The sequence below is a fragment of the Streptomyces sp. NPDC044063 genome (assembly GCF_056434285.1).
This window is the reverse complement of sequence record NZ_JBWKFM010000001.1, coordinates 653,495-665,627: the sequence shown is the minus strand read 5'-3', so window position 1 is coordinate 665,627 and position 12,133 is coordinate 653,495. Positions and strand designations below refer to the sequence as shown.

Annotated in this window: 6 protein-coding genes and 1 pseudogene; 1 reads left to right on the top strand and 6 read right to left on the bottom strand. The window is 69.6% G+C overall.

All coding sequences use genetic code 11. The features are described from left to right. Positions 1-514: 514 nt before the first annotated feature. The 3 genes and pseudogenes from car to AC07BS_RS03065 all read right to left on the bottom strand — a co-directional run. The gene (gene car, locus AC07BS_RS03075) at positions 515-4,036 is read right to left on the bottom strand and encodes a carboxylic acid reductase (protein WP_478929746.1); all 3,522 of its coding nucleotides are present in this window, start codon (positions 4,034-4,036) and stop codon (positions 515-517) included. 1,323 nt (positions 4,037-5,359) lie between these two features. Beyond that, a complete protein-coding gene (locus AC07BS_RS03070) occupies positions 5,360-6,070 on the bottom strand; it encodes a FadR/GntR family transcriptional regulator (RefSeq protein WP_478638137.1) in 711 nt (236 codons plus the stop codon). Between the two features lie 141 nt (positions 6,071-6,211). Continuing rightward, positions 6,212-6,664 (bottom strand): annotated as a pseudogene (locus tag AC07BS_RS03065) (WGR domain-containing protein); the annotation flags it as partial. A gap of 773 nt (positions 6,665-7,437) precedes the next feature. Here AC07BS_RS03065 and AC07BS_RS03060 point away from each other — a divergent pair. Then, entirely contained in the window at positions 7,438-8,484 is a 1,047-nt protein-coding gene (locus tag AC07BS_RS03060) for a hypothetical protein (protein WP_478638139.1), read from the top strand. Between the two features lie 339 nt (positions 8,485-8,823). On the opposite strand, the gene AC07BS_RS03055 is transcribed toward AC07BS_RS03060, so the two are convergent. From AC07BS_RS03055 to AC07BS_RS03045, 3 genes are all read right to left on the bottom strand, one after another. Further along, positions 8,824-10,656: an FG-GAP-like repeat-containing protein gene (locus AC07BS_RS03055; RefSeq protein ID WP_478929744.1), complete on the bottom strand. Its 1,833-nt coding sequence runs from the start codon at positions 10,654-10,656 to the stop codon at positions 8,824-8,826. 67 nt (positions 10,657-10,723) lie between these two features. After that, positions 10,724-11,446, bottom strand: a complete 723-nt coding sequence (locus AC07BS_RS03050; protein ID WP_478929742.1) for a hypothetical protein — start codon at positions 11,444-11,446, stop codon at positions 10,724-10,726. Positions 11,447-11,628: 182 nt separating this feature from the next. Beyond that, entirely contained in the window at positions 11,629-12,132 is a 504-nt protein-coding gene (locus AC07BS_RS03045) for a hypothetical protein (RefSeq protein WP_478929740.1), read from the bottom strand. Position 12,133 lies beyond the last annotated feature (1 nt).

Genomic DNA, 12,133 nt, shown 5'->3' with positions numbered 1-12,133 from the left:
CCAAGTACCGCCGTCGCAGTGCCGTCGAGCGACGCGTCAGCAAGTGGAAGCAGCACCGCGCTGTCGCCACGCGATTCGACCAACGCGACTACATCTTCAATGGCACCCTGACCGTCACCGCGATCGTCATCTGGCTCCGCGACTTCGTCCAAGAGTCATCAGAAACTGCCTAGCCGGCCATGACCGTTCTCGGCGCCAACGGCTGTACCGGTGTTCCCCCGAGGCCGTGGAAGCGCACACCTATCGAAGCCGAAGGCACGTGGGCCTGATACTCCCCCGGCGACCACACACGGTGACACTCAGACCGGTCTTACCGAGGAATTCGCGACACCTCAGCATCCGGGCCCACCAGTCCGAGGGCCGACTTCACCGGCGGCGACGGCATGAACGACGACCAAGCCGTCCTCATCCTGACCGCCACCGCCCACGCATCGGCACCAGCCTCCGAGTGAGTCCCCCTGGGACCGTGTCCTACGTATCGACCCAGCCCAAGGCGGGGGTGGCCGGGAGTGCGTCACATCAGGCGCTGCGCCCGGAGGTCAGACACATACTTGGTGATCAGGGTCGGTGACAGACGAGGGATGTCGTTCTCCTCGTCGAGGGCAGCGGCCCGTATCGCCGCACGAAACCGTTCCGCCGGCAGGGCGGACCCGGGCAGTGGCTTCTCCGGCTCGGTGAAGGCGTGCAGCAGAGGGAGCAGCGAATGCTGTTTCTGGTGGTCGGGCAGGCCTCGCAGGGCGGTCTCGAAACGGTCGAGCCACTCGGCGTGGTCCTGGACACGTGTCAGGGGGTGCCCGGCTGTGACCAGCCAGTCGACGAACGTGTCGAGGGAGATGCCGTCCTCGTGAGGGTTGACAACGTTGTAGGTCCGGTGGCCTTCTCGTGCATCGTCACCCAGGAAGGTGATGGCCCGCGCGGTGAAGTCCACGGGGAGGGCGTTATAGTGTGCGCTGCCGTCCCCGGTTCCCCGGGCGTAGAAGCTGCCGGGTGCGATGCCTGTCGCCAGCAGGCTCAGCAGGAGGCGGGTGAAGACGTCCGGGATGTTGAGCTGGCCGCGGTAGCGCGGGTGCGCGAGGATCAGGTTCGAACGGAAGACGGCCACCGGCAGCCCGAACGTTTCGTGCGCTTCGCGCAGCAGCACCTCGCCGGCCCATTTGCTGGCCGCGTAACCGTCGGCGTATTCACCCTCGAGGTCGCGTGTCCGGCAGGCGGTGCGGATGTCCGCCGACTCGTCGGCCGCTGCCTCGTTCCCGAAGACTACGGCGACCGTCGACAGGTAGGTGAACTGCTTGATTCGGGAGGTGACCGCGAGCCTGATCAGTTCGGCTGTTCCCCGTACGTTGGGACCGAACAACTGGTCGTAGGGCAGGACGTGGTTGACCAGTGCCGCCGGGTGGACGATCAAGTCGACGGTGTCGGCCAGTCGCTGCCAGGTGTTGTCATCGAGTCCGAGGTTCGGTTCCCCGATGTCGCCGGCGATCACGTGGAGATGCCGGGCGGCGGACTTGCGGTAGCGCTCCATGAGTTCCGGGTCGCCGCTGTCGAAGGCCGCGTCGAGCCGTGCCCGGGCTGTCTCGGCGGAGGAGCCGCGGACCACACACACCAGCGTTCCACCGCGCTCTGCCACGCGCTCCAGCCATTCGAGGCACAGGAAACGGCCCAGGTAGCCGTTGGCGCCAGTCAGCAGTACGGTCCGGGCCTCGGGCAGCGGACCGGCCGGCCTTTCGGCCCGCGCGATGGTCCGCGCGTCGAGGAACGCGTCCAGCCGTAGGTCGGCCGCCTCGAGTCGTGTCGCGTCAGGGCCGTGGAGGCTGTCGGCGGTAGGGCGGCGGTGTTCCGAGGCGAGCGCCCGCTCGATGTGGCCGGCCACCCGCCGCAGCGTGTTGACCGGGTTGATGACCACGTCGACAGGAACATCGACGCGGTAGATCTCTTTCAACAGCTGGGAGAACGACAGTGCCGTGAGGCTGTCGCCGCCGAGGTCGAGGAAACGTGCGCCGGGTTCCACGTCACCCTTTCGCTGCCCGAGAAGCGCCTGTGCGGCCCGGAGCACGGTCTCCGGTACCGGCTGGTCGGGGCCGAGCCGGCGCAGTGCCCGCAGTTCGTGGGCCTCGCGGTCGGACAATTCGGTGTACAGCGCTTCGAGATGCTCGCCGTAGCGCTTCGTCAGGGCGGGCCGCAACGGCTTGCGTACTCCGGAGAGCAGTCCGTTCTCCTGTGTGAACGGCTCGCTCTCGATGAGGAAGTCTCGTGGGATCTCGTAGGAGTTCAGTTGCGCCTCGGTGGCGAGTTTCCGCAGGGACTCCCGCAGGACCGGCCTGATGCGCCGGGGGTCCCCGTCGGCGCGGTCGAGGGCGTCCTTCGTCGGCACGACGACCGCGAGCAGGTAGGCACGGGCGCTGTTGCCGTACAGGAAGATCTGCCGGACGCATGGACTGCCGCTGAAGAGCGCCTCCAGGCGGGAGACGGTGACGAATTCGCCCTGTGACAGCTTGAGGACGTTGGAGCGGCGGTCGACATATCTCAGTGCGTCAGGGCCGACGCGGGCCATGATGTCGCCCGTGCGGTAGAAGCCGTCCTCGTCGAAGGCCTCGGCGGTGGCGTCCGGGCACCGGAAGTAGCCGGGCACGAGCCTGTCGGACCTGATCAGCAGTTCGCCCCTGGGGTGCGGGGAGTCGGTCGCAAAGTATCCCAGCTCGGGGACGTCGGCCAGCTTGTGGTCGGTCACCGGCGGGCGCAGCACCCGGCCGTCGAGGGAGACGATCCCGGCTTCGGTCGACCCGTAGCCGTCGAACAGTCTGACGTGGAGGCAGTTCTCGACGAACGCTGTCAGCTCGTCGCTCGGCGGAGCGGAGGCGCTGACGGCCCACAGGAGGCGGCCGCCCATGACCTTCTCCCGCAACTCCTCCATCACCTGCTCTGTCGCATCGCCCTCCGGCTCGACCCAGCGGGACAACTCGGCCCGGTAGTACTGGAAGAGCATGTCGCAGATACGGGGAACCATGAGGAACTCGGTGGGCCGGACCAGCGAGAGGTCTTCGAAGAGCGTCGACAGGTCGCTGGACGCCGTGAAGCAGGCGAGGCCTCCCTTGGCGAGCGTGCCGAAGAGTACGCCCCTGCCCATCATGTGACTCAAGGGCAGGTAGTTCAGCACGATGGAGGGCCGAACCGCTGGGCCGGGTACGAAATCGATCCAGAACTGCCTGACCAAGCGCTCGGTGTATAGGGCGCCCTTGGGGATGCCGGAACTGCCCGAGGTGTAGACCAGTGCGCTGAGCGCGTCGGCTGCCGACCCTTCGGGAACCTCGGCGAGCGACGGCAGCGTCCTTCCCCGGTCGATGACCGATGCCAAGGTGTCCAGGGTGACGCCCCGGTCCTGCGCCGCGAGCCGGCCGCGCGCGGAGTCCAGCTCCTCCTGGTGGGCGGTGATCTCGGAGCGGTGGCCGATGACGATGATCCGGCCCAGCGAGGGTGCGTTCTGCGCGACCTCGGTCGCGACCTCCAAGTGGTGGACGTCCACCACCAGCAGGCGCGGTCCGGTCTGCTCGACGATGGGGGCCAGCTGTAACGCCGAGGCACCGGCCTGGAGGGGAACGGACACCACGCCGGAGCGGATGCAGGCCAGCTCCACCACGGTGTATTCGGCGCTCGTGGACCCGAGAACGGCGACGAGGTCACCCGGTCCCATCGCGTGTTCGGGGTGGTGCCGCCACTCGGAGGCCACCGCACCCACCCGCTCCCAGAGTTCGCCGTAGGTCAGTGTGTCGAACCTCTTCAGCAGGCGCAGCGTGGTGCGGCCCGTCCGCGGGTCGGTGACCGGTTCCGTGGCGCGCTCGCCCAAGGCGGGACGGTCCGCGTATCCCTTCATCACCGTGGCCACCAGGGCGGCGAGCGGCAGTCCGGGCCGCCGGATCGCCTCGGTGATGGTGTCCAGGGGCGCGGTGTCGCGAAACTGCGCGTCGGTCGCGTACAGGTGGGCGTTTCGCCGGTCGGTACGTGCGTCGAGTTCGACGGCTGGGGGTCGGGAGTGGGACACGATTGTTCTCCTTTGTGGTCGTGAAATCCCGTTCGGGTGGGCGGCGTTGCCGTGTGGGCGGGGTGCTCGTGTCAGCGGGAGGGCTGACGCGGGTGGTGGTCCTGTCCCCGCCGTGTCGGGCGACGGTCGTGGCGGTGCCGAGGACAGCCCCGTACGGTGAGCGGAAGCGTTCAGCTGTGCGCGGTGTCGTGCAGGATGCCGAGGAGTAGGGGCCGGCCGCCGCCAGGGGGTAGTCGATGGACTGCCCCATGCCTGCCGGCGTGGCGGCGCTGCCGGCGGGCTGGCTCTGGAACGTCAGCGCGAGGACGAGGCACGTGCTGCCGCCGAGCCCGAGCAGGGCGCACGCCAGGACGGACAGCGCGGGAGCGGCGATCAGTACGGTGAAGCCGGCTGCCACGAGGAGCGCGGCCCCGGCCGCGGTCCAGCGCTGGTCGTGTCGGCTCCGGGTGAGGAGGGGCAGGAGGGGCAGGAGGCTGCTGGTCGCCAGAGACACGACCTGGTAGGAGAACAGCGTCCATCCGGCTGCGGTGCTGCTGCTCGTACCGCGGTCGGTCAGGATGCCGGGCAGCCACTCGACGGTGGTGTGGAAAGCCAGGAACTACAGGCCCATGAAGAGGGTGATCTGCCAGGCGAGCTGGGACCGTCACGGCACTGGGCTGCAGGTCCCGCCGATGGAGGCCTGCCGCCGGTCACCCCGTATCCGGGGCGCAGCCAGGCGAGGAACGCCGCGGCGGTGAAAGCGACGTCCCAGGCCAGCACGGTGCGGTGCGGTGTGGTGCGCCAGGACCCGGCACGGTGTGGGCCAGCGGAGCGGAGATCCTGGAGGAGACCGCGGCCATGAGGCCCATGACGGTCACGTAGAGAGCGCTGATGCCCTGGACGCGGTGTGCGGGCACGCTCCTTCTGATCAGAGCGGGCAGCAGCACTTTACCGAACGCGATGGCCGTGGAGAGGATCGCCGTTCCGGCGGACAGGCAGATCACGGAGGGACGGGAGCGGATCACCGTTCCGATGGCCAGCACACCGAGCGTCGCCACCAGTGGGCGAGCGCTGCCGAACCGGTGGGGAGCCTGGGCGACCAGGGCCGACGTCGCGGCGAACGTCAGCGGCGGGAGAGTGCTCAGCAGCCCGCCCCAGCTCGATGTCAGGCCGCTGCCGTGTTCGGTCTCCGGCTAGCAGTGCCGCCGACACCGGTGAGAGTGGTGCGCAGGTTCGCCGCCACGACGCGGACGCGATGACGAACCCGGCCGACACGGCGGGGCGGGCCGGTGGCCGGCGGCCCGGAGGCGGAGTGCTGACGGGAGATGGAAGCCGGCCGCGCATTCACTGGTCCTCCGCTGCTCGTGGTGTGCCGGTCTCGTGGTCGCGCGTGAGCTGGACGATCGCGGCCGCCGCGGCACGGGCGCCGCCCGCGTCCCGGGCCTCGATCGCGTCGACGAGCCGCCGGTGCAGGCGGGCGTGCTCCTCGGCGTGGACGGCGTCCCAGGGCAGGCCCCCCAGGGACGAGGTGAGTGCCGTACCGAGGTAGTCGTACACCTCGATCAGCAGGTCGTTCCCGCTCGCCCGGACCACGGCCCGGTGGAACAGCGCGTCGACGTTCGTGGCCGCGGACGTGTCCTCACCGGCGCAGGCCGCGTCGGCGTCGGCCAGCAGCTCCCGCAGCTGCTGCAACTGGCTCTCGTCGCGGCGCAGGGACGCGGCTCCGGAGGCGTACTCCTCCAGAACGGTCCGCAGCTCCAGCACCTTGTCCCGCTGCGCGGAACTCGCCCGCCGCACCATGACCGACTGAAGCTCGCTCGATGAGCGGACATAGGTGCCGTCGCCGGCTCGGGGCTCCAGCAGACCCAGGTGCACCAGCGCACCGATCGCCTCCCGCAGCGTGCTGCGTCCGACGCCGAGTTCCTCGATGAGGGCCTGTTCCGGCGGGATCCGCGTCCCCACCGGCCACCCGCCCGACTCGATGTGGGAGCGGAGACTGTCCACGAGCTGAGCGGAGAGGCTGGCGGTCCGCCGCGGTGCGCTGATGCGTTTCATGGAAGCACTCTACACAAACATCAGACATTTGAACATCATGTAATTCCTCGTCAGACCGCCACGTCCACACGCCGTTTGGCCGGCTCCCTCGCCGCGGAAGCACCAGCCGACGCCCTCCCTCACCGGACTCACCACGCCCGGTCAGGGCAGACGACGGATGTCACCCCGGACCCGGTAGAAGCCGCCTGCCGGCGAGTGGAGGGCATCCACGACGGAACGGGCACCGGGCCTCGCATATTGCGCGAGGGAACTGGACGTTCCAGGAGGCGTCGCGGCCCTCGCAGACGACGTGGACACGTAGCCGACCGGCGTCCTGGACGCACTTGACGACGATCGATCCGGCCGGGACCGCGTGCACCGCGGCCACCACCGTCGGTGCGGTCGCCGGCGTGTACGTGATCAGGGCGGCGGCGAGCTCAACCTCACGGGCAGGCGGCACGATGCCCTGCTCGGCCGCCGTGACGGCCCCCTCGCCCACGTCCACGCACACCAGCGAGCCGTCCGTGGTCACCACATGCAGGCGCTCGTCGCGGTACCGCTCGACAGCGCCGAGCCACCGCCCGTGCCGAGTTTCCGCAGCCACGTGCCGTCCCGAGGGTTCCCGGCACCGCCGGCCCTCGAGTTCCGCCAGTCTCCTCTTGGCGTCGGCGAGCTGGGGACCGTAGGTGGCGGAATCCGAGGCGTTGAGCGCCGTGTGGAGGGCGCCGGCGGGGCCGAGTCCGGGCGCTCCAGGCGGAGGATCGGACGAGCGGGGCAATTCGGCGCCGGGCGAAATCACGCTTATCAGCCCCACGATCGCACATATGATCCCCATCGCTTTCTATTCGTCAGATCTTCAATGGGGGACTCTGCCCAGTGGGCACATCTCTGCGCGCCCTACGGGCTCTCACCCTGCTGGCCGGGCTCCATCTGCTCACGCCGGCCGTGCGCAGCAGCCCGCTGTGGGGCGTGCTCGCGCCCGCGGGGAGTGACACTGTCACCGGCCTACGGGCCGGGCGCCGACGATCCGGCGGAGTTCCTCGACGCCGTCGGCTGCAGGCGACTGCGGTAAATCGCCGGCCACCTGCCCAAGGCCTTGGAGACCGCGCGGGCAACGAGCCGGGCCGCCTGCGAGCACCTGCGCCCGGCGCTGTACCCCGGGCTGTACCACCTCACCGAGCCGGCCCTGGTCGAAACTGCGCCGGCCCGGCAGGAACTGCTCCGGTCCGAGTCCGCCCGCCTGCCGCCATCGGCCACCCGGACGGATGCGGCGGTGGCGCCACTGCCGGCCGTCGCCAACGTCCCCTGCACGGCTTCGCCGCGCGGACTGCTGCGTAGATCCCGCTCACTGTCCCTTACCACTGAAACCCGATCGGATTCCTTCCCGCATGCTGTTGTCCATCATCGTCATTGCCGTCTCCGTCTTCCTCTGGTTCAGAAGGAAGCGGCGCGCCGCGCCATCCGCCGCCCAGCTGGCCGCCGAGGGCTGGCTGCCGCCGGAGCAGCAGAACACGGACCGGTCCTTCGCGGACCATGAGGCGATAGCCCTGGTGGCGGCCCTTGAGCGGGGCGACTGGCAGCCCGCTGCCCAGGCGCTCGAGGCGACGGGCACCGACTGGGAACGGCGTTCGGCGCTGGCCGGCATCATCGCCCACGAGGCGGCCAAGGACGACGTCTGGCTGCGGGCCTGGCAGGCCGCGCGCCCCGACGACCCGGCCGCGGCCCTCGTCAAGGCCAAGGCGAAGGTGACCGCGGCCGGGCAGGCCCGCGGCACGGCCTGGGCCAAGGACACCACGGCCGAGCAGTTCGCGGGCTTCCACCGGTTGCTGGAGGAGGCGCGGGAGGACTTCACCCGCGCCTTCGCCCTGGCCGCGCCCGAGGACCCCACCCCGTACATCGCCAAGATCCCGCTGTACACGGGCACGGGCGCGTCACACGAGCAGATGCGCGAACTGTGGGCCGAGATCACCTCCCGCACCCCCTACCACTTCGGGGCCCACTCGAGCGCGCTGTGGTACTGGTTCCCCCGGTGGCACGGCTCCGAGGAACTGGCCCAGGAGTTCGCGTGGACCGCGGCGCGCACGGCCCCGCCCGGCAACCTGATGACCATGCTGCCGCTGCACTACTGGTACCACCACCTGGACGACGACGCCCCGGACGTCGCCTACCGCTCGGTCGACCTCACCACCATGATCAACGCCGCACTGATGGACGTGGCGGCGTGCCGCCCCGGCCACCCCTGGCTGGCGGACGCCCGTCATCTGCTGGCATACCTGCTGACGAAGCAGGAACGGTACATGGAGGCGGTGGAGCAGTTCCGCCTGCTGGACGGCTGGATAGCGGCCACACCCTGGACCCACTACACCAATCCCGCGCTGGCCTACTGCGCGCACCGTAACAAGGCCATCGGTGGCGCACGCCGGGCGAGCCGCTGACGGAGGGCGGGGCGAAGCCCGGGGTACGGGCTGACCCGGCATTCTGCCGATCCCCGGCATCTGGTCAGCCCTTGGTCCACGAAACTTCGCACCAGGTGGCCATCCTCACGCTGGGCCGCAAAGAGGTCGGCGGCGCCGACGAATCCAACTACTTCGAGGACTGGCGCGGTCACGTGACTGAGCGTTCCGGGGACCCGGCCGTCGTACGGTGTCGGCGACGCGCGAATCGTTTTCAGACGACGCCCACAGTACGGCCGGGCCCCGGCACATTAGCGAGGGCTGATCACCCGCGACGGTCGGCGTATCGTACGCGAGGCCGCCGGTCGCCGCACACAAGGGCTATCGGGTCCTGAAGTGGCGGAAGAGGTTTCGGGCGACGTACACGCCCGGGCCGCCGAAGCCGACGATGTCGACGCGTCCGTCACCGGTGACGTCGGCGAGGAAGCGGGGGTGACGGTCGACCCGCCAGGCGCCCGCGTCGTCGTTGTACCCGAACCCGCGGCACACCAACTGGGCCTGGTCGAACCGGCCGTCGCCGCGGTTGTGCGACACCCAGACCCCTTCGTCGCCGAAGCCGACGATGTCGGGGTTGCCGTCGCCGGTGACGTCGGCGAGGAAGCGAAGGTGCTTCTTGCTCGTCCACCCCTGGGCGAGCCCGAAGTCGTTCAGGAGAAGCTTCGAAGCCTCGAACGTGCCGTCGCCGCGCCCGCGTGAGACGACGACCCCCTGCGGGCCGAAGCCGACGATGTCCAGTGCTCCGTCACCGGTGGTCCTGACCAGGAACCGGGGGTGTTCCTCGACCGAGGTCCACCCCTGGTCGGCCCCGAAGTCGTCGAGGACGTACAGGGGCTCGGCGAATGTGCCTTCCTCGTCCTGGAGTGACACCCAGACGCCGTCGTCGTGACACCCGACGATGTCGAGCCTGCCGTCACCAGTAGTGTCGACGAGAAAACGGGGATGCTTGTCGGCAAACCACCCACCCGCCTTCTCGTCATGGCCGAACGCCCGGAGAACGGGTTCGTCGGCCAGTGGTGCGAACTTCCCTTCCTCGTCCTGGAGTGACACCCAGACGCCGTCGTCGTGGCAGCCGACGATGTCGAGCCTGCCGTCACCGGTGGTGTCGGCGAGAAAACGAGGGTGCTTGTCGGCATGCCACCCGCCGGCCTGCTGTCCGTGTCCGAACGCCTTGAGGACCGGCGCGCTACCCACGGGCGCGAACGTCCCGCCCTTGTCCTGCAAGGACACGCGGACACCGTCGGCGGCCAGCACGACGACGCCGGGCCTGCCGTCGCCCGTCGTGTCCGCGAGAGTCCACAGGTCCGCGGGGCTCGGAGAGGGCGCGAGCTGATACAGGACGCGCTCGTCGTCGTCGAACGTGCCGTCGCCTCGGCTGGACGACGTCACAGCCCCTTTCGCGGGTTTGAGCCCTACGATGTCCGCCCGTCCAGCTCCCGTGACGTCGGCGAGGAACCGTTCGCCGAGCCCGGCCCACCGGCCCGGTTGCCCGCTGCACGAGCGGTTGGTTCCGGCGATCTTCCATCCGCCGGCGTCCTGGTCGCTCCCGAAGCGCTCGAGGACCAGCAGCATGTCGCTGAAGGAAGGCGCCGCGCCGGGTACCGGCCGCAGTGCGGTCGAGCGGGCCAGCCGCCAGGACCGACGGCCGTTCCAGTGGTCCAGCGATGCCCAGCGCAGCACGGGGTCGCTGGTGCGCTCAGGCTCGGCCGGGACGAACCGCCACCGCTGGCTCTCCGCGCCGTCGTCGTACTCGCGCAGGACGACCCGGGTGTCGTCCGGGCCGGGGTCGGCGAGGTCGAGTACGGCGCTGTCGGTCACGCCCTCGATGAAGTAGAGGCCCGCTTCGCCCTCGACGGGGACGACGCGCCACTGCTGGCCCTTCTTGCCAGCGGCGGCGTCCCATTGACGGACGCCACGGTCCGAGGCGGCGGGATCATCGAGCACCTTGCCGCTGACCGCGTTGCGGATCACATATGCCTGGTCGCCCTGCGCGGGCTGCACGGGGGTGAGCTGCCACTGCTCCGGGCTCGGGCCGCCGTCGGGGAAGTCGCGGACGACGAGCGCCCCGTCCGTGCTCGGCGCGGCCCTGGCGCCGAGAGTTTTCCCCGTGGCGGCGTTGACGATCTCCAGCTTCAGTTCTTCCATGGGCACGGGCATCGTGGTGCCTCTTCCGGACGGTGCGGGCGTCGGCTCGGGACGGGTGTGGCGTGGTGGTGGCCGCGGATCACGTGAAGACGTGGTGGTAGGGGACGCTCCACTCGTTGGGCAGCCGTGGGTAGAACGTGTTGATGACCGTCCCGGTGAAGTCCCCGCCCCAGTTGTAGGTGACACGCGCCTCGGCGTCGGTCGCCACCGCGTAGTCCTTGAACCCGAGGATGGCGTCGGGGTGGGTGATCGGCACGAAGGTGATCCCGCCCCATGGCGTCACGGTGACGACCCAGAGCTGGGTGTCCTCGGGTGCGCCGTTCTTGCCGCGCCACTTGTCGCCGACCTTGTCGGGGAGGCCGAGCTGGACGGTGTCGGCCGTGCTCTTGGGGGCCTCCTGGTGGACGGTGATGCGCCGGCGCTGCGGCTTCGGCGCGCCGTCGTCACCGCGCCCGTCGTCGGCTCCTCCCGCACCGGAGGGCTTGGGCGGCGGCACCTGGCCCGCGGCGCTCTCGATGAAGTACAACGGTCGTTGCCCGAAGAATCCTGCGGGGGTGATGTGCCAGAGGTGGCCTTGCGCCTCCTTGGTGGCCGGATCGAGCGCGGTGGCCAGTTTGACCCCCTTGTCGTGGCTGTCCTCCTTCAGTTCGGCGGGTCGCAGGTAGCCGCCGTTGAAGGCGTGGACGAGCATGACCGGCCGATTCTCGAGCAGCGCTGCCACGATGGCGTTGTCGTAGCTGTTCACCGCCACCGGGCCGCCGACCACCAGATTCGCCATCGCTGTGCGTTCTTGGGTGTACATCGCGGAAACCTCACCTGTTCTGGATGTGGAGAACAATGGGCCGGACGCTCAGTGCAGTGCTCCGGCACGCGGAAGCACCTCAAGCTCCCGTTGGATCGGGAGAGTTGAGCAGCCACCGACCTTGGCGACTCGATTGAGCGCGATGAGGGGCGGCCTCGCCCCGACGCCTCGGAACCCGTGCGTCAGCTGGAACGAGGTGGGGCCTCGGCGGCCGCCTTGGGAGCCTTGGCGGCCTCCGCCTTGGGGGTCTCCGGGGCCTTGGGGGCCTTGGCGTAGTCGCTCTTCTTCGGCTTGTCCTCCAGGTCCTCGTTCTTTTGCAGGCCGTCGGTCTTCTTCACCGTCGTACTCGACTCCTTCATGCCGGCAGCTGCTGCCGTGGACACCGAGCTGGGGTCCTGCGCGTACTGCGCCTGCGCACCGGCCGACGCCTGGGTTGTCTGGATGAAGGAGCCGAGGAAACCCAGGATGGCGCGCGCTTCGGGTGACTGTTCCTGCACGACCTTCGCCCGGGAGGAAGCCCCGTGGATCGCGTTGCTGAACAGGCTCGTGCTCGTGTCGTCGTACGTGTCGTCGTCGGCGTCCTCGAAGTCGACGCCCGCGCCCGGCTGCGGCTTCGCGCCGTCGGTGGTCACCGAGAAGAGTCCGGCGCCCTTGCTCGCGAAGCCGAAGACGTTGTCGAACACCATG

Bases quoted from the DNA above. Each gene is read 5' to 3' on its own strand.
- AC07BS_RS03070 (WP_478638137.1), bottom strand. From the start codon at position 6,070: ATGAAACGCATCAGCGCACCGCGGCGGACCGCCAGCCTCTCCGCTCAG.
- AC07BS_RS03060 (WP_478638139.1), top strand. From the start codon at position 7,438: ATGCTGTTGTCCATCATCGTCATTGCCGTCTCCGTCTTCCTCTGGTTC.
- AC07BS_RS03045 (WP_478929740.1), bottom strand. From the start codon at position 12,132: ATGGTGTTCGACAACGTCTTCGGCTTCGCGAGCAAGGGCGCCGGACTC.
- AC07BS_RS03050 (WP_478929742.1), bottom strand. From the start codon at position 11,446: ATGTACACCCAAGAACGCACAGCGATGGCGAATCTGGTGGTCGGCGGC.
- AC07BS_RS03055 (WP_478929744.1), bottom strand. From the start codon at position 10,656: ATGCCCGTGCCCATGGAAGAACTGAAGCTGGAGATCGTCAACGCCGCC.